Annotated in this window: 16 protein-coding genes and 1 pseudogene; 11 read left to right on the top strand and 6 right to left on the bottom strand. The window is 60.1% G+C overall.

What is annotated here, in order from left to right; translation table 11 throughout:
• A pseudogene (locus AB5Z25_RS01875) lies at positions 1-243 on the top strand (acetate/propionate family kinase); the annotation flags it as partial.
• Between the two features lie 353 nt (positions 244-596).
• Here the strand turns inward: AB5Z25_RS01875 and pta are convergent.
• Positions 597-1,577, bottom strand: a complete 981-nt coding sequence (gene pta / locus AB5Z25_RS01870; RefSeq protein WP_006234296.1) for a phosphate acetyltransferase — start codon at positions 1,575-1,577, stop codon at positions 597-599.
• Positions 1,578-1,808: 231 nt separating this feature from the next.
• Here pta and glf point away from each other — a divergent pair, with 231 nt between their 5' ends.
• Complete coding sequence (glf, locus tag AB5Z25_RS01865) at positions 1,809-3,011, top strand: UDP-galactopyranose mutase (RefSeq protein WP_195444448.1); 1,203 nt, start codon at positions 1,809-1,811, stop codon at positions 3,009-3,011.
• A complete protein-coding gene (locus tag AB5Z25_RS01860) occupies positions 3,004-4,035 on the top strand; it encodes a glycosyltransferase family 2 protein (protein ID WP_195361191.1) in 1,032 nt (343 codons plus the stop codon). Before glf ends, AB5Z25_RS01860 begins: the two co-directional genes overlap by 8 nt.
• A 375-nt stretch (positions 4,036-4,410) precedes the next feature.
• Here AB5Z25_RS01860 and AB5Z25_RS01855 read toward each other — a convergent pair whose 3' ends face one another.
• From AB5Z25_RS01855 to ppk1, 5 genes are all read right to left on the bottom strand, one after another.
• A complete protein-coding gene (locus AB5Z25_RS01855) occupies positions 4,411-5,412 on the bottom strand; it encodes a P1 family peptidase (protein ID WP_368134650.1) in 1,002 nt (333 codons plus the stop codon).
• Between the two features lie 101 nt (positions 5,413-5,513).
• Positions 5,514-6,095, bottom strand: coding sequence for a Maf family protein (locus AB5Z25_RS01850; protein WP_346976668.1), 582 nt, complete (start codon positions 6,093-6,095; stop codon positions 5,514-5,516).
• Positions 6,092-6,634 carry a DJ-1 family glyoxalase III gene (locus AB5Z25_RS01845; RefSeq protein ID WP_368134649.1) on the bottom strand — a complete coding sequence of 181 codons (543 nt, stop codon included), beginning with the start codon at positions 6,632-6,634 and terminating at the stop codon, positions 6,092-6,094. Before AB5Z25_RS01845 ends, AB5Z25_RS01850 begins: the two co-directional genes overlap by 4 nt.
• 106 nt (positions 6,635-6,740) lie before the next feature.
• Positions 6,741-8,069 (bottom strand): 23S rRNA (uracil(1939)-C(5))-methyltransferase RlmD, encoded by a 1,329-nt coding sequence (gene rlmD / locus AB5Z25_RS01840; protein ID WP_368134648.1) that lies wholly within the window; start codon positions 8,067-8,069, stop codon positions 6,741-6,743.
• Positions 8,070-8,167: 98 nt separating this feature from the next.
• Positions 8,168-10,741: a polyphosphate kinase 1 gene (ppk1, locus tag AB5Z25_RS01835; protein WP_368134647.1), complete on the bottom strand. Its 2,574-nt coding sequence runs from the start codon at positions 10,739-10,741 to the stop codon at positions 8,168-8,170.
• Positions 10,742-11,296: 555 nt separating this feature from the next.
• Here ppk1 and arcA (AB5Z25_RS01830) point away from each other — a divergent pair.
• From arcA (AB5Z25_RS01830) to pyrG, 8 genes are all read left to right on the top strand, one after another.
• Positions 11,297-12,538 (top strand): arginine deiminase, encoded by a 1,242-nt coding sequence (gene arcA / locus AB5Z25_RS01830; RefSeq protein ID WP_368134646.1) that lies wholly within the window; start codon positions 11,297-11,299, stop codon positions 12,536-12,538.
• A 149-nt stretch (positions 12,539-12,687) separates the two neighbouring features.
• Positions 12,688-13,812, top strand: a complete 1,125-nt coding sequence (locus AB5Z25_RS01825; RefSeq protein ID WP_368134645.1) for an aminotransferase — start codon at positions 12,688-12,690, stop codon at positions 13,810-13,812.
• Between the two features lie 573 nt (positions 13,813-14,385).
• Positions 14,386-15,627 (top strand): arginine deiminase, encoded by a 1,242-nt coding sequence (arcA, locus tag AB5Z25_RS01820; protein ID WP_055309804.1) that lies wholly within the window; start codon positions 14,386-14,388, stop codon positions 15,625-15,627.
• Positions 15,628-15,732: 105 nt separating this feature from the next.
• Positions 15,733-16,728 (top strand): ornithine carbamoyltransferase, encoded by a 996-nt coding sequence (argF, locus tag AB5Z25_RS01815; protein ID WP_006234279.1) that lies wholly within the window; start codon positions 15,733-15,735, stop codon positions 16,726-16,728.
• Between the two features lie 138 nt (positions 16,729-16,866).
• Entirely contained in the window at positions 16,867-18,354 is a 1,488-nt protein-coding gene (locus AB5Z25_RS01810) for a YfcC family protein (RefSeq protein WP_423064376.1), read from the top strand.
• Between the two features lie 585 nt (positions 18,355-18,939).
• Positions 18,940-20,421 carry a DUF1846 domain-containing protein gene (locus tag AB5Z25_RS01805; protein WP_006234276.1) on the top strand — a complete coding sequence of 494 codons (1,482 nt, stop codon included), beginning with the start codon at positions 18,940-18,942 and terminating at the stop codon, positions 20,419-20,421.
• Between the two features lie 249 nt (positions 20,422-20,670).
• Positions 20,671-21,009, top strand: coding sequence for a hypothetical protein (locus AB5Z25_RS01800; protein ID WP_368134644.1), 339 nt, complete (start codon positions 20,671-20,673; stop codon positions 21,007-21,009).
• Positions 21,010-21,187: 178 nt separating this feature from the next.
• On the top strand, positions 21,188-22,849 hold the full coding sequence (gene pyrG / locus AB5Z25_RS01795) for a CTP synthase (RefSeq protein WP_271748368.1): 1,662 nt from the start codon (positions 21,188-21,190) through the stop codon (positions 22,847-22,849).
• Positions 22,850-22,851: the final 2 nt, after the last annotated feature.

Below are 22,851 nucleotides of genomic sequence, written 5' to 3'. Positions count from 1 at the left end.
GGCGTGGACACCATCACCTTTACCGCCGGCATCGGCGAGAACGACTGGTCGATTCGCAAGGCCTTCTGCGATTGCTTTGAGTGGCTGGGCGTACGCATCGACAACAACAAGAACCGCGAGGCCGTGGGCAACGGCCCGCAGGTCATCAGCGCCGCCGGTTCCGCCGTCACGGTCATGGTCATCCCCACCGACGAGGAATACATGATCGCCCACGACGTCGAGCGCCTGACCAAGAACAACTAACGCGCGCATTTGCAAGTAAACGAAAGGCCTCCAGAGCAACGGCTCCGGAGGCCTTTTTGCTAGCAGGCGGAAATTCCAGTCCCAAAGTGACCATCGCCGGCAACGCCTGCACTTCCAGCAACGGAACCCGACCATTCAGATCCTCAGCCCCAGCTCGTAGCCAAGCCGCCGTCCACCCCAGATGCCCTGAATGCCACGTGACGGTAGAAGGCAGCGCAGGTTAACCCCTGAAAACACTCCGCAGACCAGAAACGCCCCCGTTCGTAGCTCCGAAGGAGCAGAACGGGGGCGTTTCATTGGTCGAGGACGTTTTCAGGGGTTAACCTGCGCTGCCTTCGGCGGGGATATGTCCGCTACTCAGCCATCTGAGCCTGGACGGCGGTGATGGCCACGACACCCACGATGTCGTCGGCAGAGCAGCCGCGCGAAAGGTCGTTGACCGGCTTGGCGATGCCCTGCAGGATGGGGCCGTAGGCGTCGGCGCCGGCGAAGCGCTGGACCAGCTTGTAGCCGATGTTGCCGGCCTCGAGGTCGGGGAACACGAGCACGTTGGCCTTGCCGGCAACGGAGGAGCCGGGAGCCTTGAGCTGGGCGACGGTGGGGACAATGGCGGCGTCAAGCTGCAGGTCGCCATCGATGGCGAGCTCGGGAGCCTTCTCCTTGCAGAACTTCACGGCCTCCTGGACCTTCTTGGCGACCTCGCCGCCGGCGGAGCCCATGGTGGAGTAGGAGAGCATGGCCACGTGAGGCTCAACGTTGCCCATGAATGTGGACCAGGAGTGAGCGGAGGCGATGGCGATCTCGGAGAGCTCGTCGGAGGACGGGTTGATGTTGAGGCCGCAGTCGGCGAAGATCAGCGTGCCGTCGGTGCCGAACTGCGGGGTGTCGGTGCACATCACGAAGAAGGCCGAGACCAGCTTGGTGCCCGGGGCGGTCTTGAGGATCTGCAGCGCGGGGCGCAGGGTGTCGGCGGTGGAGTGGCAGGCGCCGGAGACCAGGCCGTCGGCATCGCCCATCTTGACCATCATGGTGCCAAAGTAGGTGGCGTCCATCACCTGGGCGCGAGCCTGCTCGATGGTAACGCCCTTCTTGGCGCGGAGCTCGGCAAACTTCTGCGCGTACTCCTCGTGCTTCTCGGCATTGCGCGGGTCGATGACGGTAGCGCCGGGAACGTTGATCTCGTCGGGGTTGCCCAGGATGACGATCTTTGCCAGGCCCTCCTCGATGATTTTGGTGGCCGCGACGATAGTGCGCGGATCCTCGCCCTCGGGCAGGACGATCGTCTTAAGGTCGGCCTTGGCGGCAGACTTCATACGGTTTAGGAAATCGCTCATGTTACTCCTTACAAGCGTTTCGCTAAGCTCCAGGCGCCCGGCTGTTCACGAATAAACCCGCTGCTAGCGGGTTTACCTTTCAATTATGTACGCCGCGGTGCTTGAGCTTTCCTTGTGTGGCAAGCTCATTATAGGACGCATTAGCGCTATAATCGCTCTGATAAATATGTCTCGAAGAATGTTCGAGAAAAGCCCAGCTAACGAGCCCGTGGCTTTTGACAAGGAGTATCGATGCAGATTACCTCAGGCCTGCCTGAAGGCTTTAACGCCGGCGCGTACGACATGATTGTCGTCGGTGCTGGATATGCCGGTGCCGTTTGTGCCCGCCGTCTCGCCGAGACCATCGGCTATCGTGTTGCCGTTTTGGAGCGCCGTAGCCACATTGCGGGCAATGCCTATGACTGCACTGACGAGGCCGGAATCCTGATCCACGAGTACGGTCCGCATATCTATCACACCTTTAACGAGCGCGTGCACAATTTCCTGTCGCGCTTTACCAAGTGGACGGATTATCAGCACAAGGTGCTCGCCAACATCAACGGTACCCTTATGCCCGTGCCCTTCAACCATGCGAGTCTCAAGCTCGCCTTTGGTGACGAGCGCGGCGAGGAGCTGTATCAGAAGCTCGTGGAGACCTTTGGCAAGGATGTCAAGGTGCCCATTATGGAGCTGCGTAAGAAGAACGACCCCGACTTGGCCGAGGTCGCCGATTACGTCTACGAGAACGTCTTTTTGCATTACACCATGAAGCAGTGGGGCCAGACGCCCGATCAGATCGATCCTTCGATCACCGGCCGCGTTCCCGTCTTTGTGGGCGATGATGACCGCTACTTCCCGCAAGCTCCCTTCCAGGGCATGCCGCAGGAGGGCTACACGGCGCTCTTTGAGCACATGCTCGACCACGACCTGATCGACGTGTTCTGCGACGTGGACGCCCGCGATCTCTTTGAGATCGACGAGACCACCGTCAAGATCGATGGCAAGGTCTACGGCGGCGAGATTGTCTATACCGGTCCGCTCGATGAGCTGTTCAACCTCGACTTGGGTGCGTTGCCGTACCGCACGCTCGATATGAAGTTCGAGACGCTCGATATGGACCAGTTCCAGCCCGTGGGCACCGTCAACTACACCACGAGCGAGGACTACACGCGTATCACCGAGTTCAAGAACATGACCGGTCAGGTCCTGCCCGGCAAGACCACCATCATGAAGGAGTACTCCAAGGCCTATACGCCCGGCTCGGACGAGACGCCGTACTACGCCATTCTTGAGCCCGAGAACCGTGAGCTCTATGAGCGTTATCTTGAGCGCGTCCAGAACCTGACGAACTTCCACCCGGTGGGTCGTCTGGCCGAGTATCGTTACTACGATATGGACGCTGTGACCAATTCCGCCCTCGATCTTTCGGATGAGATTATCGCCTGCCATGCATAAAGTCATAACATTCGGTATTCCCTCGTATAACGCCGCCAAGGACATGGACCATTGCATCACCTCCATCTTGGAGGGGAGCAATTACGCCACCGATATCGAGATTATCGTGGTGGACGACGGCTCCAAGGACGAGACGGCCGCCAAGGCCGACGAGTGGGAGGCCCGTTATCCTGGAATCATCCGCGCGGTGCACCAGGAGAATGGCGGTCACGGTATTGCCGTTCTTTCGGGTCTGCGCGAGGCACAGGGCACCTACTACAAGGTTGTCGACTCGGATGACTGGCTCGACGCTGCGGCTCTTTCGACTATGCTGTCGATTCTGCGTGGCTTTGAAGAGCGCGATCAGCGCGTTGACCTGTTTATCTCGAACTACGTGTACGAGAAGGTTTACGAGGGCACGCATACCGCTATTGGCTACAAATTTGCCCTGCCGCGCAAAAAGATCTTTTCCTGGGATCAGATCGGTCATTTCCGCCTGGACCAGAACCTACTCATGCACAGCCTGTGCTATCGCACGGATGTGCTGCGCGAGTCCAACCTTCCCATGCCGCCGCACACGTTCTATGTGGACAACATCTACGCCTACGTGCCACTGCCGCGTTGCAAGACCATGTACTACGCCGACATCGACCTCTACCGCTACTTTATCGGTCGCGAAGGCCAGAGCGTCAACGAGGCAACGATGGTCAAGCGTCTGGACCAGCAGTTCCGTGTTACGCGTATCATGATGGAGTCGTACCACCTGTACAGCGATGTCGAGTCGTCGCGCCTGCGTTCGTACATGATGGGCTACTTCACCATGATGATGGCGATCTGCTCGGTGCTCACCAAGCTTTCCGAGGAAGATTGCGCCGACGAGCGCCTAAAGACGCTGTGGAATGATTTGAAGGCCTACGACGAGCGCATGTATCGTCGTGCCCGCTACGGCGTGGTCGGGTTCTTCACCAATCTGCGCGGACGGGCCGGAGACAAAACTACACTCGGCCTATACCGTCTTGCCTCAAAGATCTTTAAATTCAACTAGCTGCTGAGTAATCGCTGCTGATAGGTTGACTGGGCCCCTTGGCCTTTAGTTTGCTACTGCGAACAGTCCTGCTCGCACGGAAAGCACATTAAGTGCTTTCCGGCTCGTGCGGAACTTGTATCAAACTAAAGGCCAAGGGGCCTCTGCTATAAGAATCGATTGTCAGCTAGTTGAATTTGAAGATCTTCGACGCGCGGTACACAGGGGCCTGGGCTGAAAAAATATTAGTTGGTAGTCGGTCGGAGGCGGGCGGGCATTACGTTTGTCGCGAGTTCCGCATGCAAAGAAGGCCACTTAATGTGGCCTTCGTCTTGCATAGGACTGTAGAGCAGCAAACGTAATGCCCGCCCGCCTCCGACCGACGGTCGAGTGAGATTACTTCGCAGCACCTGGGATTCCGTGGGAGGTTTTGGCGGATTTGGCTCCGTTCACGATGGCGGTTTCCAGGGCCCTTACGGCGAGCATGCCCAGCAGGTCTAGGGGAGCGGCGGCGCTTGCCTGGGCGCCCAGTTTGCCGCTGGCGAGGGTGTAGATGGTGTCGCCGTCGTTGGTGGTGTGTGTGGGGCGGATGGCGTGTGCGTAGGCGTCTGCGGCCATCTGGGAGACCTTGGTGGCTTGTGCCTTAGTGAGTTCCACGTTGGTGACGATGCAGCTGATGGTGGTGTTGGTGCGGTCGAGCGGCATCTGCATGGATCCGGCGGCGGCAAAGGCTGCGAGTTCCATGTCGACGATCTGGTCGCTATCGGCTGCGGCGCGCATGCCGGCGACCCACTCGCCGGTGAAGGGGTCGACAACGTTGCCGCAGGCGTTGACCGAGACCACGGCGCCCACCTTGATGGGGCCGAGTGCCACGGCGGCAGCTCCAAGGCCGGCCTTCATGCAGGTGGCAGGCCCCATGAGCTTACCCACGGTAGCGCCCGTGCCGGCGCCTACGTTGCCCTGTTCGAGCTTGGTGGGGGTGTGGTCGAGTGCTTCGCGCACGGCGGCGATGCCGGCCTCAATGTCGGGGCGCACGGTGGGGTTACCAAAGGCGAGGTCGAAGATACAGCTGGAGCACACGATAGGCACCTGCGTGGGGCCGACGGGAAGGCCGATGCCGCGGCTCTCAAGCTCGCGAGCGACGCCGCTTGCAGCCTCGAGGCCAAAGGCCGATCCACCCGAAAGGCAGACGGCGTGGACCTTGTCGACGGTGTTCTCGGGTCGCAGCAGGTCGGTTTCGCGCGATGCTGGAGCACCGCCGCGAACGTCAACGCCGCCGGTGGCGCCCTCGGGTGCCACGATTACGGTGCAACCGGTGCCGGCCTCCTCGTCCGTATAGTTGCCATAGCAAAAGCCATCGACATCGCAGACGTCAATGGCCTCGAGCAGTGTATCCATGTTTAACTCCTATCGGTTTTCCTCCGCGCCTTGTGCCCGGTCGGGATCCGTACGGTACGCCAAAATTGTAGGCGCCGGGGGATACCCAGCGCCAGATGCAATTACGAGAGTTTTTGAATCGCGCGCGCGACGCGGGCGATGGGTAGGCCCACCACGTTATAGAAGTCGCCCGAAATATCGTGCACGAGCATGCGTCCTCCTGTGCCCTGAATGCCGTAGGCGCCGGCCTTGTCCATGGGCTCACCCGAGGCGACGTAGTGCTCGATCTGCTCGTCGGTGAGCTCGTAGAACGTCACGTCGGTCACATCGACAAAGGACAGGCTCTCGGCGGCATGCGGGGCGGCCGTATCGCCTGCCTTAACGATGCAGACGCCGGTTGCGACCTGGTGCGTGCGGCCCGAAAGCTCACGGAGCATGGTGCGCGCCTCGTCCTCGGTTGCCGGCTTGCCCAGAATCTTGCCGTCAAAGGTGACGATGGTGTCGGCCGCGACCGTCAGCTCATTGGGCTCGGCATGCTCGGCGGCAACGGCGGCGGCTTTTGCGCGTGCTAAGCGTTCAACGAGCGTAAGCGGGGCCTCGCCATCAAACGGCGTTTCGTCGATATCGGCAGGAATGATGCGAATGTCATAGCCCGCCTCGCGCATCAAGTCGATGCGGCGCGGTGATTGCGAAGCCAAAATCATAGCTGAATGCCCTCGGCAACCTTCTCGACGGCCTTGTCGCCGGCGAGCGTGCGTAGCAGCTCCAATGCAAAGGGGAGTGACTGTGCCATGCCGCTGGCAGTGATGATGTTGCCGTCTTGCGTGACCTTCTCGCCGGTATAGGCGCCTTCGGGGAAGCTTTTCTCAAAGCCAGGGAAGCACGTGGCATGGCGCCCCTCGAGCAGGTCGAGCTCGCCCAGGATAAACGGGGCGGCGCAGATGGCGGCGACGTGCTTGGCTGCGGCGAACTCGCGGACCACGTCGCAGACGCGCTGATCGGCGCGCAGGTTGGTAGCACCGGGTAGGCCGCCGGGCAGCACGACACAGTCGTATTCGTCAAAGTCGATCTCATCAAAGAGCGCATCGCAGGTCACGGGGATCTGCAGCGAACTTACGACCTCACGCGTGGGCATGATCGAGACGAGCGTGGCACGTACGCCGCCGCGACGCATGACATCGACCATGGTCAAGCATTCAATAGTTTCAAAGCCATCGGCGGCGAGAACGGCAACGCTGGGCATGAGGGTTCCTTTCATAGGCGGCATACAATTAGCCGTCTTATACCCCGAAGACCTCCGCTTGCCACGCTCGATTTCCCAATGATTTTTCTGAGCAATGATTAAGTGGCTAGTTGCGCTTAAGGTGGACGACGGTCTCGCAGTGGAAGGTTTGTGGGAACAGGTCGACTGGCGTGATCTTTACGGGGGAGAAGGTGCCTTCTTCGACAAAGCGTTTGAGATCGCGCGCCAGGGTGGCCGGGTCGCAGCTCACGTAGGCGACATCGCGAGCACTCGTGCTGGCGATAAGGTCGATCGCCTCGGGGGCGAGGCCTGCACGCGGCGGGTCGACCACCAAGACGTCGGCATCCTGGTCGGGGAACTCGCGCACCGCGTCTCCGCCAATGACGTCGACGTTATCGAGCTTGTTGATCTCCAGGTTACGGCGCAGGTCGCGCACGGCGGGGCCGTAGGCCTCGACGGCGGCGACAAAGTCGCAGCGGCGGGCGAGCGGCAGGGTAAAGGTGCCGGCACCGCAGTACAGGTCCACGGCAAGCTCGTCTTCCTGCGGGTCGAGCGCTTCCATGACAAGATCGATCAAAATCTCGGCACCCTTGGTGTTGACCTGGAAAAAAGACGGGGCAGACAAGCGCATCTGACCCTCGGCGATATTCTCGGTCCATGAGCCCTCTCCGGCGAGCATTTCGACCTTGGAGACACGACGGGCCTTCTTTTCGCCCTTGCTCATCACGCGCACGATGCTCGTGGGATGAGCGGCGTCCGCCAGCACGCGGGAGACCTGCGAGCGCGGAAAAGAGCCTGTGGGCGTCCAGAGTGCGACCTCGAGTGCCTTGGTGCGGCGCGATGCGCGAATGCCCACGCGTTCGAGCCCCAAGTCATGGCTGCCGCTTAGATAGTTGAGTGCACCGACGACCGATTTGAGCGCCTTCGGGAAGCGCTTATCGAACAGCGGGCACGTATCGACGGTCACGATTTTGCTGGGGTCGACACCGTGCGTGCCAAGGCGCACGCGACCGTTGACGACGGTCGGTTCGAGCTCGATTTTATTGCGGTAGCCCCAGTCGTCCTTGGTGTGGCAGATGGGCTGTACCAACTCATCGACCTGCTCAGGAGCGAACTTGCCGATGCGCTCGAGCGTGGAGCGCAGGTTTTGCTCCTTGGCGGCGAGCTGTGCCGTGCGTGAGAGATTGCCCCACGAGCAGCCGCCGCAGATGCCCACGAAGGGGCAGGGAGGCTGAATGCGATCGGGGCTTGGCTCCAGAATCTCGGTGGTGCGGGCGCGCATGAACGACTTGCCGTCCTGTACGACCTCGGCCTCGACGGTGTCGCCTGCCACGGCGCCCTGCACAAAGACGGCCTTGCCGTTGTCGGCGTGCGCCAGCCCGTCGGCGCCGTAGGTCATCGATTCTATAGTGAACTTCATATTCCTGCCTGTCATTCGCGTTGTTGTTCGCACCATGGTAGCAGGGAAAAGCGCCCCGCATCCGAGGCTTTCCTCAAATGCGGGGCGCTTCTACAAACTGCTTCTACAAACGACTATTTCGTCTTGCCGGTAATGAGCGTCTTAAGACCCAGGCCGATCAGGCCCAGGCCCATGCGCACGCGGCCGGGGCGATGGCGCTCGATGGCCTTGGTCTTGCCGGCGGGCTTATCGCGACGGGCGCTCGTCTCGGGTGCGGGCTTGATGACCTGCGGATCGGGCTGAGGTGCAGGTGCAGGCTCGGGCTCAATGACGGTCGCCTGGACCTCTTGGACCTTGGGTGTGGCCGGCTGCGGCTCAGGAGCAGGGGCGGGCTTTGCCTCGGCGGCGGGCTCCGGAGTCGCAGTAGCGGGCTCGGGCGCTTTCTCCACGGCGGGCTCTGCGGCAGCCTCGGGCTCATTCACCGGGGGAGCTGCAACCGCTTCCGGTTTGGCAGCTGCCCCGTGTTCAACATCGGCCTGAATGGCCTCCTCGGCCACACGTTCCTTCTCCTGTGCGCGCTGCTGCGCGGCGGCCTCGGCGTTGCGATAGGCACGCTCCAGCAGGGCTTCCTGCGAGTTGAAGGGTTTCTCACCCTCTGCACGCTCCACGGGGACCCAGGTGCCGTCGCTCGTGAGGCTGCGGGCCTTCACGTTGTCGCGCAGCTGCATGCCCATGTACTCGTGCACTAGGGCGCGGCAGGTGGGGTCGAGCACGGGGAAGGCAATCTCCACGCGGTGCTCGGTGTTGCGCGTCATCATGTCTGCCGAGCTCAGGTAAATCATGTCCGAGTCCACGCCGAAAGCATAGACGCGCGCGTGCTCCAAAAAGCGTCCGACGATGGAGCGGACATGCACGTTCTCGGTCTTGCCCGGAACACCGGGCTTGAGGCACGAGATGCCGCGGATGATCATGTCTACGCGCACGCCGGCACACGATGCCTCGGCGATCTTGTCGATAACCTCGCGGTCGGTCAGCGAGTTGAGCTTAAAGAACACGCGGGCGGGCTCGCCGGCAAGGGCGCGCTGGATCTCGCGGTCAAGCCCGCGCATGATGAGCGGTTTCAGTCTGACGGGCGCCACACCCAGGAAGCGGTAGTCGCCGCGCAGGTTGCCCAGCGACAGATTGCGGAAGAACAGGTTGGCGTCCTCGCCGATGCCGGGATGGGCTGTCATGAGCATAAAGTCGCTGTAGAGTTTGGCCGTCTTCTCGTTAAAGTTGCCGGTGCCCAAAAGCGTGAGGCGCGTTAGCGCCATGCCCTCGCGATAGGTGAGCTGGCAGATCTTTGAGTGGCATTTAAAGCCCTCGGAACCATAGATGACGGTGCAGCCGGCCTCTTCCAGGCGCTCGGCCCACTCGATGTTGTTCTGCTCGTCAAAGCGGGCACGAAGTTCCATGAGCACCGTGACCTCTTTGCCGTTCTCGGCAGCATCGATCAGCGACTCGCACAGGCGGCTCTGCTTGGCCACGCGGTAGAGCGTGATGCGCAGCGAGATGCACTCGGGGTCGTAGGCGGCCTCGTGCACCAGATCCAGGAAGGGGTTCATGGCCTCGTAGGGATAAAAGAGCAGCTTGTCGTGCTGCAGCACCTGCTCGCGGATGGAGCGGGTCATGTCGATGGTGGGATTGGGCTGCGGCCTAAACGGCGTAAAGAGCAGCTCGTTGCGCAGGTGCTCGGGAATCTTGCCCTCAATGCCAAAGACGTAGCCCAGGTCGAGCGGGATATCGCAGGTAAAGACAGAGCGGCGCGAAAGCTCGAGCGCCTTGCGGATGGTCTTGAGCGTTGCCTTCTCGAGCGACCCCGAGACCGCGAGCACTACCGGCTGCAGACGCAGGCGCTTCTTGAGGATGCGCTTCATGTGCTGGCGGTAGTCCTCTTCCTCTTCGACGCCCTCGCCGTCCGGATCGATGTCGGCGTTGCGGGTGGCGCGGATCAGCGCACGATCCAGCGGCTTATAGGAGCCAAAGCAGCTGTCCAGGCAGGCGAGGATGACGTCCTCGAGCAAGATGTAGGAGTAGGTGCCGGTGGGCGAGGGGATCTCGACCACGCGGTTCATCGAGGCGGGAATCTCGATAAGGCCCAGCAGGCTCTCCTCGTCGGTGGCGCCGTCCAGACCACAGGCCAGATAGAGCGCGCCATTGCGTAGGTTGGGGAAGGGGTGGCGAGGATCGATGACCAGCGGCGAGATGACCGGCGACACGTAGGCCTGGAAGTAGCGGGTTACAAAGGTGCGCTCCTCGGGCGTAAGCGAATCGATGCGGGCGCGGTGAACGCCCAAGGTGTCGAGCTTGCCCTCGATGCTCTTAAAGATGGACTCCCAACGGGTAAGGAGCCCGGGCATTTCGGCCATGACAGCATCGACCTGTTCGGAGGCGGTCATATTGCTCTTGTTGTCGACAGGTTGCTTTTTGAGCTCTGCCAGATCGGACAGGCCGCCCACGCGCACCATGAGAAACTCGTCGAGGTTAGACTCGAAAATCGACACGAACTTTAGACGCTCGAACAGCGGAACGGTCTCATCGAAGGCTTCGTCAAGCACACGGTTGTCAAAGCGTAGCCAGCTGAGCTCTCGGTTCTGCGTGTACGAGAAGTCGCGAGGCGGTTTGCGCAGCTTTGCGGCGGCTTGCTTTTTTTCGATTTTGCTCGGCATATGCATCTGTCCGTTCAGTCCCCGCAGGGGACGGTAGCCTAACCCTATTCACTATTGTCTCAATTTAGTCGACTTGTGGCACGGACGTATTGTGCGAACGGTATCTTTACCTACTTCTTACGCTGACAAGTCATAGGACTGACGCCCTGCTCGTCTGCAAGCGGTCTATATCCTCACTCAACTGGTACGTAAGTGTGAATAAGAATGATGGATAGCTGAATATCATTGAATACAGGCGGAAACGTAAACAAACATCATTTATATACATAAAACCGATTTAGCTATGCAATTCTGAATCAAAAGTTTAGAGATGCAATTGCAAATAGTTTTTAGGAAAAAAGAGCGTTTACCTTAGAAAAGTTACTTTAGAACGCCGAAGTACATTATGGGGGAATCTCATGCGATATACCGTTCATCGCACTTTGTTGACCGTTCGGGGGCGAGGTGGAATTGCGGGTGGAATTTGGATATAACTAGAGCTGTCAGCAAGCAGCGTCCGCTATGGAAGGGCGCTGAGAGATTCGGCCGAAAGGCCCGAAAGAAAGGTAGGAGGCCATGACGAAAGGTCTGCACGTGCCTTCCGAGATCGGCAAGCTCAGGAAGGTCTGCCTGCACCGTCCCGGCGACGAGCTCCTCAACCTGCCGCCCGACGAGCTCGAGCGACTCCTGTTCGACGACGTCCCGTTCCTGGAGGTCGCGCAGCAGGAGCACGACACCTTCGCCCAGATCCTGAGGGACCAGGGCGTGGAGGTCCTCTATCTCGAGAACCTCGTCGCCGAGGTGTTCGACCAGGTCCCCGGCGCCCGCGCCGAGTTCACCGACCAGTACATCGCCGAGGCCGGCAGCCGCGGCCAGCACATGCCGCAGATCGTCCGCGAGAAGCTGGACTCCATCGAGGACAACCTCGAGTTCGTCAAGAAGACCATGGCCGGCATGACCAAGTCCGAGATCGACATGCCCCTCACGGCGTCCACGACCCTCGACTCCCTGGTCAACTCCGAGTCCGAGTCCGACCTGATCATCGACCCGATGCCCAACCTCTACTTCACCCGCGACCCGTTCGCGGTCATCGGCGAGGGCGTCAACCTCAACCGCATGTACTCGGTCACCCGCAACCGCGAGACCCTGTACGGCAAGTACATCTTCAAGTACCACCCCGACTACAAGGACGTCTCGCTGTACTTCCGCCGCGACTGCCAGTTCCACACCGAGGGCGGCGACGTGCTGAACATCAACGAGAAGACCCTCGCCGTCGGCATCTCCCAGCGCACCCAGGCCGCCGCGATCGACGTCATGGCCCAGAACATCTTCTGGAACTCCGACTCCAAGGTCGAGCGCATCCTGGCCTTCGATATCCCGGTCTCGCGCGCCTTCATGCACCTCGACACGGTCTTCACCCAGATCGACGTCGATAAGTTCACGATCCACCCCGCCATCATGGGCACCCTGCGCGTCTACGAGCTGACCGCCGGCAAGAACCCGGGCGACGTGAACATCCGCCTGATCGAGGACACCCTCGAGCACGTCCTGGAGGACGCCACCGGCGTCGACCAGGTCAAGCTGATCCCCTGCGGCGGCGGCGACCCGATCGCGGCCTCCCGCGAGCAGTGGAACGACGGCTCCAACACCCTGTGCGTCGAGCCCGGCAAGATCTGCGTCTACGCCCGCAACACCGTCACCAACGACGTGCTGTACAAGGAGGGCCTGGACCTTCTCGTCGTGCCCTCCGCCGAGCTCTCCCGCGGCCGCGGCGGCCCGCGCTGCATGAGCATGCCCTTCTGGCGCGAGGACCTCTAAGGTCTTCAAGGACCCGTACAGGTCATAATACATACATCTAGCTGCCATTAGATGTCTCCCATTGGGGCGGTGCGGGTTTTCGCACCGCCCCAATCTTGTATGAGGAACGTCAACACGATTGGATGACTGCTTTTGTAAGGAGCTTGGCCATGGACATCAAGACGATTGGCGTTGAGGAATGGCTCAACGTTTGGGAGAAGAGCGCCACGTGGGACATCGCCCAGTCGACGATCTCGTCGCTCACCATGGGCGAGCTGCGCGCGCTCGATGAACAGGACGGCGCCACGTTCTACGAGCGCCTGGACCGCGAGAAGATGAACTACGGCTGGATCGAGGGCTCGCCGGAGTTTAAGGCCGAGGTTGCCAAGCTGTATCGTCGGGAGGTCAATCCCGATCACATTCTGCAGACCAATGGCTGCACGGGCGCTAACCTCAACGCCATCATGGCTGTGGTCGAGCACGGCGACCATGTTATCGCCGAGTGGCCCACCTACGCGCCGCTCTACGAGATTCCGCGCACGCTGGGCGCCGAGGTCGAGTATTGGGAGCTTCGCGAGGAACTCGGCTGGAAGCCCGATATCGAGGAACTCAAGCGCTTGGTGCGTCCCAACACCAAGCTTATCTGCATAAACAACGCATCTAACCCCATCGGTACGGTGCTCGATGCCGATATGCTCGGCCAGATTGCCGAGATCGCCCGCTCGGTGGGCGCCTACGTGCTGTGCGACGAGGTATATCTGCCGCTCGAAAACACTGAGTCCTTTATGTCGATGGTCGACGTGTACGAGAGGGCCATTGTCACCAACTCGTTGTCGAAGACCTATTCGACACCTGCGGCCCGCGTGGGCTGGGTCCTGGCCGACAAAGAGGTATCCAACCGCATCCGTACCTATCGCGATTACACCATGATCTGCGGCGGCGTGTTCAACGATGCTCTGGCGACCTATGTGCTTGAGCACAAGGATAAGATTCTCGAGCGCAATCGCAAGATCGTGTTTGGCAACCGCGATATCGCGCAGGCTTGGATCGATACGCAGCATCGCGTTTCCTGGACGGCCCCGCAGGGCGTGTCCACCTCGTTTATCCAGCTGGATATTCCCGAGGATGACGAGGAGTTCTGCAGGCGCCTGCTGTCCGAGAGGGGAGTGCTGCTGGTCCCCGGTAGCCGTTTTGAGCTTCCCTGCGGCGCACGCCTGGGCTACTGCGCGAGCGAGGACGTTCTGCGCGAGGGCCTGAGGCTTTTGGGCGAGGCACTGGCGGAGTTCGATCGCTAGGATTCCGATGGTCTTCGGGGGCCTTATCCAAATTAGCCGAAGATAATCGAAAACGGACCCGTTTCCCTAGGGGAAGCGGGTCCGTTTTTCTATACCGAGAAGTCAAGTTGTTACAAATGGGGCCGTAAAGCGAGGCGGTATCCGCTGGGCCTTATACTGAGTTTCCGGTGAACGGTATCAAGCGTCTGGTAAACGGTAATTTATTTATCAGAAATGAATAGGACAAACTTTTTTCTGAATAAAAATGAAAATGGTTGAGACGCGGTGTGAACCGCTAATTCTATTCATAGTTTTATTGGAAATATGCAATTTGAGGATGGTTTAACAAAGTTAAGTTCCATTTGATTTTAGGATTAAAACGCGTTTAAGCACGTAAATACGCTTTATTAAGATGAAGTGTGCCATGCGTGAAGTATATGTGTATGCCGTTCACCCCCTATAAAAAACCGTTCGGGGGCAAGGTGGAAGTATGAGCTGATTTTGGATATAAATATGTCGTCAGCAATAACGCCTCACACGGAGGGGCGCTAACGAATCGGCCCTGACAAGGGCCCGAAAGAAAGGTAGGAGGCCATGACGAAAGGTCTGCACGTGCCTTCCGAGATCGGCAAGCTCAGGAAGGTCTGCCTGCACCGTCCCGGCGACGAGCTCCTCAACCTGCCGCCCGACGAGCTCGAGCGACTCCTGTTCGACGACGTCCCGTTCCTGGAGGTCGCGCAGCAGGAGCACGACACCTTCGCCCAGATCCTGAGGGACCAGGGCGTGGAGGTCCTCTATCTCGAGAACCTCGTCGCCGAGGTGTTCGACCAGGTCCCCGGCGCCCGCGCCGAGTTCACCGACCAGTACATCGCCGAGGCCGGCATCCGCGGCCAGCACATGCCGCAGATCGTCCGCGAGAAGCTGGACTCCATCGAGGACAACCTCGAGTTCGTCAAGAAGACCATGGCCGGCATGACCAAGTCCGAGATCGACATGCCCCTCACGGCGTCCACGACCCTCGACTCCCTGGTCAACTCCGAGTCCGAGTCCGACCTGATCATCGACCCGATGCCCAACCTCTACTTCACCCGCGACCCGTTCGCGGTCATCGGCGAGGGCGTCAACCTCAACCGCATGTACTCGGTCACCCGCAACCGCGAGACCCTGTACGGCAAGTACATCTTCAAGTACCACCCCGACTACAAGGACGTCTCGCTGTACTTCCGCCGCGACTGCCAGTTCCACACCGAGGGCGGCGACGTGCTGAACATCAACGAGAAGACCCTCGCCGTCGGCATCTCCCAGCGCACCCAGGCCGCCGCGATCGACGTCATGGCCCAGAACATCTTCTGGAACTCCGACTCCAAGGTCGAGCGCATCCTGGCCTTCGATATCCCGGTCTCGCGCGCCTTCATGCACCTCGACACGGTCTTCACCCAGATCGACGTCGATAAGTTCACGATCCACCCCGCCATCATGGGCACCCTGCGCGTCTACGAGCTGACCGCCGGCAAGAACCCGGGCGACGTGAACATCCGCCTGATCGAGGACACCCTCGAGCACGTCCTGGAGGACGCCACCGGCGTCGACCAGGTCAAGCTGATCCCCTGCGGCGGCGGCGACCCGATCGCGGCCTCCCGCGAGCAGTGGAACGACGGCTCCAACACCCTGTGCGTCGAGCCCGGCAAGATCTGCGTCTACGCCCGCAACACCGTCACCAACGACGTGCTGTACAAGGAGGGCCTGGACCTTCTCGTCGTGCCCTCCGCCGAGCTCTCCCGCGGCCGCGGCGGCCCGCGCTGCATGAGCATGCCCTTCTGGCGCGAGGACCTCTAAGTCTTTCCGTTTCCGGTGCGGTCCCCCTACAACCGCACCGGCTTCGCCCGTTAAACGGGCACCACTAATACTTACGTAATTCATTTCTTCGAAAGGAATCAAACCATGGGTGTTAACCTTTCCGGCCGTAGCTTCCTCAAGCTTCTCGACCTCACCACCGAGGAGATCGAGTACCTGCTCAAGCTCTCCAAGAACTTCAAGGATATGAAGCGCGCTGGCGTTCCGCACCGCTATCTCGAGGGCAAGAACATCGTTCTGCTCTTCCAGAAGACCTCTACTCGTACCCGCTGCGCCTTCGAGGTCGGCGGCATGGATCTGGGCATGGGCGTCACCTACCTCGATCCGGGTTCGTCGCAGATGGGCAAGAAGGAGTCCATCGAGGACACTGCCCGCGTTCTCGGCCGCATGTATGACGGCATCGAGTTCCGTGGCTTTGCCCAGGACGACGTCGAGGAGCTCGCTGCTAAGTCCGGCGTGCCCGTGTGGAACGGCCTGACCACCGAGTGGCACCCCACCCAGATGCTCGCCGACATCCTGACCGTCCAGGAGAACTTCAACTACGACATCAAGGGCAAGACCCTCGTCTTCATGGGCGACTGCAAGAACAATGTCGCTCGCTCCCTCATGGTCGTCTGCTCCAAGCTCGGCATGAACTTCGTGGCCTGCGGCCCCGAGGAGTGCATGCCCGCTGACGACGTCATCGAGGCCTGCAAGCCCATCGCCGAGGCTAACGGCTGCACCATCAAGCTGACCACCGACGTCAAGGACGGCGTCACCGGTGCCGACGTTATCTACACCGACGTGTGGGTCTCCATGGGCGAGCCCGACGAGGTCTGGGCCGAGCGCATCGCTCAGCTCACCCCGTATCGTGTCACCTCCGAGGTCATGGCTATGGCCAACCCGGGTGCCATCTTCCTGCACTGCCTGCCCAGCTTCCACGACACCAACACCACCATTGGCGCCGAGAAGTGCGAGCAGTTCGGCATCACCGAGCAGGAGGTCACCGACGAGGTCTTCGAGAGCCCCGCTTCCAAGGTCTTCGACGAGGCCGAGAACCGCATGCACACCATCAAGGCTGTCATGTACGCCACGCTCAAGTAAGAGCATCTAGCATCTCGCTCGGGGTGTATTGCTGCACACCCCGAGCGGTTTTATCTGGTAATAATCTCGCATCAAGCGGCAGGCACGGCACGGAAGAGCCGCTTCTGGCGAGATCAGTAAATGATTTATGAAGGGGGGATGAGAACTATGACTGAGACCGCTAAGAAAAAGCGCGGTATGCCTTCATCGTTCACCATTCTTCTTGCTCTGCTGGCAATTGTCGCAGTGATTACCGTTATCGTCTCCGGCACGTCCGGCGGCGCGGTTACTGCCGCCCGTCTGAGCGATTTCTGCACCGCCCCGATTAAGGGCTTCGCTGACGCTCTGCCCGTCTGCCTCTTCGTTATGATCCTGGGCGGCTTCCTCGGTATGATGACCGAGACCGGCGCCCTGGACAACGGCATCGCCGTTCTGGTGCAGAAGCTTAAGGGCAACGAGATTATGCTCATTCCCGTGCTGATGCTCATCTTCTCCCTCGGTGGTACCACCTATGGTATGTGCGAGGAGACCGTTCCCTTCTACGCACTGCTCGCCGCTACCATGATGGCCGCTGGCTTCGACCCCATGGTCGGTGCCGCTACCGTCCTGCTCGGCGCTGGCTGCGGCTGCCTGGGCTCCACGGTTAACCCGTTCGCCGTCGGCGCTGCCGTCGACGCTCTGACCGGCGTTGGCATTGAGGTCAACCAGTCCATCATCATCGGCCTCGGTGCCGTCCTGTGGATTGTCACTACCGCTATGTCCATCTTCTTCGTGATGAGCTACGCCAAGAAGGTCAAGGCTGACAAGGGTTCCACCATCCTGTCGATGCAGGAGCTCAAGGACGCCGAAGAGGCTCACGGCAAGGCTGCTTCCGAGGTCCACAAGGAGGTCAAGCTCACCGGTCGTCAGAAGGGTGTTCTGATTGCCTTCGCTTTCACCTTCGTTGTCATGATCGTCGGCTTCATTCCGCTGGCCGACCTCAACGAGGGCGTCGCTAACTTCTTCGACGCTGGCGCTGTCTACGACGCCGACGGTAACGCCGTCGTCCAGGGCTGGTCTGCCCTGATCACCGGCCTGCCCATTGGCCAGTGGTACTTCGACGAGGCTTCCACCTGGTTCTTCCTCATGGCCGTCCTTATCGGTATCATCGGTGGCCTGTCCGAGAAGCAGATCGTTAACACCTTTATCACCGGCGCTGCCGACATGATGTCCGTTGTTCTCGTCATCGCCCTCGCCCGTGGTATCTCCGTCCTCATGGCTAACACCGGCCTCGACGTCTTCGTCCTCGACGCTGCCGCCAATGCTCTGGCTGGCCTGTCCGGCGTGATCTTCGCTCCCATGAGCTTCCTGGTCTACTTCGGCCTGTCCTTCCTGATCCCCTCGACCTCTGGTATGGCTACCGTCTCCATGCCCATCATGGGACCGCTGGCTGTTAAGCTCGGCTTCTCGCCCGAGGTCATGGTCATGATCTTCTCCGCCGCCATCGGTGTCGTGAACCTGTTCACCCCGACCTCCGGCGCCATCATGGGCGGCCTCGCCCTGGCCAAGATCGAGTGGACGACCTGGCTCAAGTTTGCCCTTAAGCTCATCGTCGCTCTCTCCGTCGTCTGCGCCGTCATCCTGACCGTCGCCTGCGTGCTGCTCTAAGTACCCAACGGGTACCCCACGGAAACCTTGACGATCCTGTAGAGGATCACCTGGTCATCGTCTGTCCGGTGGGGTAAACCCACCGGTAGACTCCTACCTTTAGCCCCCTTCCGTTCCGTGCGCGGGAGGGGGCGCTTTTTGTTCCGCGGTTTTACCAAACCGCGGAACCGGTCGACGCTGCACGGGCACCAGAGCGACAACTTGTCATTCAAAGAGGCCGGCATGACCAAAAGGTCTATGCCGGCCTCTTTTCATGACAATTTGTTCGCTCTGGAGCCCGTTCGCTGACTTATGCTCAACCTGCGACGTTTCCCTTGTTGGTGCAAAGGTGTCAGGTTACTTTGCACCATGCCCTCCTCTTTCACGTCACCTTGCTCGCTCTGGCGGGCTTTCGCTGACTTTTGCTCCACCTGCTGCGCTGTTATTGTTGGTGCAGGGGGACAGCTTGCCCGCACTGGTTCCCATTCGCTGACTTATGCTCAACCTGCGACATTCCCTTTGTTGGTGCAGGGGAAGTGCGTGGGGGAGGGTCTGCTCCGCTATAATCGCCTAGGACATTAAATGGAAACGGGACGGGAGCCATATATGCGCCAGGGTTTCGACAACGCGAAGTATATCGAGCTGCAGGCTGCTCACATTAAGGAGCGCATCTCGCAGTTTGGCGGCAAGCTCTATTTGGAGTTTGGCGGTAAGCTGTTCGATGACTATCATGCGAGCCGCGTGCTGCCGGGTTTTGAACCGGACAGCAAGTTCCGCATGCTCAAGAGCATCGCCGACGATGTCGAGGTTATCATCGCGATCAACGCGAACCACATCGAGAAAAACAAGGCTCGTGGTGACCTTGGCATTACCTATGATGAGGATGTGCTGCGCCTGGTTGACCTGTTCCGCGGCAACGGTTTTGCTGTTGCGGCCGTGGTTATCACCCAGTACGCCGGCCAGCCCGCCGCCGATGTGTTCCGCAATCGCCTGAACGCGCTCGGCATTCCCGCCAAGTTGCACTATCCCATCGAGGGCTATCCGCACGACGTCGACCTGATCGTGTCCGACGACGGCTATGGCAAGAACGAGTTTGTCGAGACCACTCGTCCGCTCGTCGTGGTCACCGCCCCCGGCCCCGGCTCGGGCAAGCTCGCCACCTGCCTGTCTCAGCTCTATCACGAGCACAAGCACGGCACCGCTGCCGGCTACGCCAAGTTCGAGACCTTCCCGGTCTGGAACCTTCCCCTCACGCATCCGGTCAACATCGCCTATGAGGCCGCCACGGCCGACCTTGACGATGCCAATATCATCGACTCCTTCCACTTGGAGGCCTATAACAAGACTACGGTCAACTACAACCGCGACGTCGAGGCCTTCCCGGTGGTCCGTGCCCTGATGGAAAAGATCCTGGGCAAGAGTCCCTACCAGAGCCCCACGGACATGGGCGTTAATATGGTCGGCTTTGCCATCACCGATGACGATGCCTGCCGCGACGCTTCCAAGATGGAGATTGTCCGCCGCTACTTTACCGCGGTCGAAAATGTGCGCCGTACCGGCGTGGGCGATGAGCAAGTCGACCGTCTCAAGATTATTATGAAGAAGGCCGGTATCGACAAGAACTACTCGCCGGCGCGCTCGGCCGCCCTTACCAGGGAGCAGCTGACGGGTGGCCCCGTAGGCGCCATGGTCATGCCCGACGGCTCCGTGGTGACCGGCAAGACTTCCACGCGCCTGGGAGCGGCGAGCTCGCTCATCATGAATGCACTTAAGCATGTCTCGGGCGTTGACCTCGAGCTTGAGGTCATTAGCGATGAGGCGATCGAGCCTATCAGCAAGCTCAAGACGCATTTCCTGGGTAGCAAGAACCCGCGCCTGCACACCGACGAGACGCTTATGGCGCTCTCGATTACCTCGGCAACGAGCGAGACTGCGGCCCGCGTCCTTTCGGGCCTGGAGCAGCTGCGCGGCTGCGATGCCTTCTTTAGCGTGATCATCTCGCCGACGGACGAAACGGTGTTGCGCAAGCTGGGCATCAACGTGTGCTGCGAGCCCAAGTTCGAGCGCCGTGGTTTCTTCCACCGCTAAGCCTAGATAAATTGGTCTGAAAGGGGCGCATCGGATATACGTTCGGTGTGCCCCTTTTATCAACAAAGCTACCGTTTAACCTAAAAATAGCCCGTTTACCTGCCTATAAGCGATTTGGGCGGTATACAATAACCCTAACTGTTTCATCCTTTTGCGGGGATGCCGCATGATGGATGTTGCCGGCCATCATGGGGTGTGCCGGTCGCGCACGGTGCAGGTGATGCCCGTGCTCGGTTTGAGGAGGCTGCCATGGCTGGCAAGGGTCGTGCGAGTGTCAACGATATGAAGCGTGTCGAGGTGCAGGTGCTGATGGAGATCGCACGGCAGTCCGAAGACAACGGCGGATTTTATGGCTTTTCGCGCAAGACGCTTGCCGAGCGCGTGGGGGTGTCTCCGTATCGCGCCCGCGCGGCAATTGAGCGCTTGGAATCCGAAGACATCATCGAGGTCGTCTCGCGCTACAGCGACGACGGCGGCCAGCTCGCAAATGGTATTTGTCTCACGGAGCGTGGCGAATGGTATCTAGAGGGCATCCGTGCCGGTATGCTCGTGCAGGACTTGATCAAGGACGAAATCGCCGATCGATAACAGCGCGCATTCATAGTGGAAACGACGCCGCCTGGGCAACCGGACGGCGTTTTGTTTCGAGATGGAGAAATGCGATTGCGCGTAAGAAAAATTGCGTGCGGCGCGCGTCGCGAGTATTACAATGAAGACCCGTAAGATGTGTATGGACAACTTCTACGGGAAGCGCAGGTAACTCAATATGACCAAGCATGTGTTCGTAACCGGTGGCGTGGTTTCGTCCCTAGGCAAGGGTATTACCGCGGCCTCATTGGGCCGTCTGCTCAAGTCACGCGGCTACAAGGTAACGATGCAGAAGGCCGACCCGTATCTGAACGTCGACCCCGGTACCATGAGCCCGTTCCAGCATGGCGAGGTCTTTGTGACCGAGGACGGCTACGAGTCCGATCTGGACCTGGGCCACTACGAGCGCTTTATTGACGAGAACCTGACCCGCGATTCTAACTTTACGACGGGTGCTATTTACAAGAGCCTGATCGCCCGTGAACGTCGCGGTGACTTTTTGGGCGGCACCGTGCAGGTGATTCCGCACGTCACGAACGCCATTAAGGATAAGTTCCGTCGTATTGAGGAGCAGACCGGCTCCGACGTGGTCATCACTGAGTTGGGCGGCACCATCGGCGACATCGAGTCGCAGCCGTTTGTCGAGGCCATTCGCCAGTATCGCAAGGAGGCCGGCCCCGAGAACGTCTGCTACATCCACGTTTCGCTCGTTCCCTATATCGCCGCCGCCCACGAGGTCAAGACCAAACCGACGCAGCACTCCGTCAAGGAGCTCCGCAGCTTTGGTATCCAGCCCGATATTATCGTCCTGCGCTCAGATCACCATATCGACGACGCCATCCGCGGCAAGATTGCAAGCTTCTGCGACGTCGACACCGACTGTGTCTTTACCAACGAGGACTGCGCGAGCATCTACGATGTTCCGCAGCTGCTCGCCGAGCAGGACTTTGACCTGCGCATTTGCGAGCGTCTGGGTCTTGACCCGCGTGAGCGCGACATGAGTCAGTGGAACGAGTTCCTGCGCAAGCAGAACCATGCCAACCAGCACGCCGACAAGGTGAAGATCGCCGTCGTGGGCAAGTATACGCAGCTGCCCGATGCCTACCTGTCGGTTATCGAGGCCCTGCACCACGCGGGTGTGTTCTACGATCGCCACGTTGACGTGCAGCTGGTCGATGGCGAGAGCCTCGATGAGCAGAACGTCTCCGAGGTCCTGGGTGACGCCTCGGGCATCTTGGTCCCTGGCGGCTTTGGCAAGCGCGCCCTGGAGGGCAAGATCCTCGCGGCCGAGTTCGCCCGCGAGCACAAGATTCCGTATCTGGGCATTTGCCTGGGTATGCAGGTGGCCGTGTGCGAATTTGCCCGCAACGTGGTCGGCCTTGCCGGCGCCAGCTCTTCCGAGTTCGATCCGGATGGCCCGTATAGTGTCATCGACTTGATGAGCTCGCAGGAGGACGTGACCGAGAAGGGCGGCACCATGCGTTTGGGCGCCTATCCGTGCAAGCTTGCCGCCGATACCCTCGCTCGCGAGGCCTATGGTGAGGAGCTCGTCTACGAGCGTCACCGTCACCGTTTTGAGTTCAACAACGCCTTCCGTGACCAGCTCGAGGACGCCGGTCTGGTAATCTCGGGTCTTTCACCCGACGAGCGTCTGGTCGAGATGGTCGAGCTGCCGCGCGACGTGCATCCGTGGTATGTGGCCACCCAGGCTCATCCCGAGTTCAAGAGCCGCCCGACCAACCCGCAGCCGCTGTTCCGCGAGTTCGTGCGCGCCTCGATCGGCCAGCATGAGGGCGTCGATCGCTTGCAGGTGACGCCCAAGAACCTCGCTACGGACTAAGG

This window comes from Collinsella aerofaciens (assembly GCF_040910325.1).
Classification (GTDB): Bacteria; Actinomycetota; Coriobacteriia; order Coriobacteriales; family Coriobacteriaceae; genus Collinsella; species Collinsella aerofaciens_BL.
Note: the sequence above shows the minus strand (reverse complement) of the source record. Positions and strands in the feature narration are given on the sequence as shown.

Coding starts and splice junctions, on each gene's coding strand:
- pta (WP_006234296.1), bottom strand. CDS start 1,577: ATGAGCGATTTCCTAAACCGTATGAAGTCTGCCGCCAAGGCCGACCTT.
- glf (WP_195444448.1), top strand. CDS start 1,809: ATGCAGATTACCTCAGGCCTGCCTGAAGGCTTTAACGCCGGCGCGTAC.
- AB5Z25_RS01860 (WP_195361191.1), top strand. CDS start 3,004: ATGCATAAAGTCATAACATTCGGTATTCCCTCGTATAACGCCGCCAAG.
- AB5Z25_RS01855 (WP_368134650.1), bottom strand. CDS start 5,412: ATGGATACACTGCTCGAGGCCATTGACGTCTGCGATGTCGATGGCTTT.
- AB5Z25_RS01850 (WP_346976668.1), bottom strand. CDS start 6,095: ATGATTTTGGCTTCGCAATCACCGCGCCGCATCGACTTGATGCGCGAG.
- AB5Z25_RS01845 (WP_368134649.1), bottom strand. CDS start 6,634: ATGCCCAGCGTTGCCGTTCTCGCCGCCGATGGCTTTGAAACTATTGAA.
- rlmD (WP_368134648.1), bottom strand. CDS start 8,069: ATGACAGGCAGGAATATGAAGTTCACTATAGAATCGATGACCTACGGC.
- ppk1 (WP_368134647.1), bottom strand. CDS start 10,741: ATGCCGAGCAAAATCGAAAAAAAGCAAGCCGCCGCAAAGCTGCGCAAA.
- arcA (WP_368134646.1), top strand. CDS start 11,297: ATGACGAAAGGTCTGCACGTGCCTTCCGAGATCGGCAAGCTCAGGAAG.
- AB5Z25_RS01825 (WP_368134645.1), top strand. CDS start 12,688: ATGGACATCAAGACGATTGGCGTTGAGGAATGGCTCAACGTTTGGGAG.
- arcA (WP_055309804.1), top strand. CDS start 14,386: ATGACGAAAGGTCTGCACGTGCCTTCCGAGATCGGCAAGCTCAGGAAG.
- argF (WP_006234279.1), top strand. CDS start 15,733: ATGGGTGTTAACCTTTCCGGCCGTAGCTTCCTCAAGCTTCTCGACCTC.
- AB5Z25_RS01810 (WP_423064376.1), top strand. CDS start 16,867: ATGAGAACTATGACTGAGACCGCTAAGAAAAAGCGCGGTATGCCTTCA.
- AB5Z25_RS01805 (WP_006234276.1), top strand. CDS start 18,940: ATGCGCCAGGGTTTCGACAACGCGAAGTATATCGAGCTGCAGGCTGCT.
- AB5Z25_RS01800 (WP_368134644.1), top strand. CDS start 20,671: ATGGCTGGCAAGGGTCGTGCGAGTGTCAACGATATGAAGCGTGTCGAG.
- pyrG (WP_271748368.1), top strand. CDS start 21,188: ATGACCAAGCATGTGTTCGTAACCGGTGGCGTGGTTTCGTCCCTAGGC.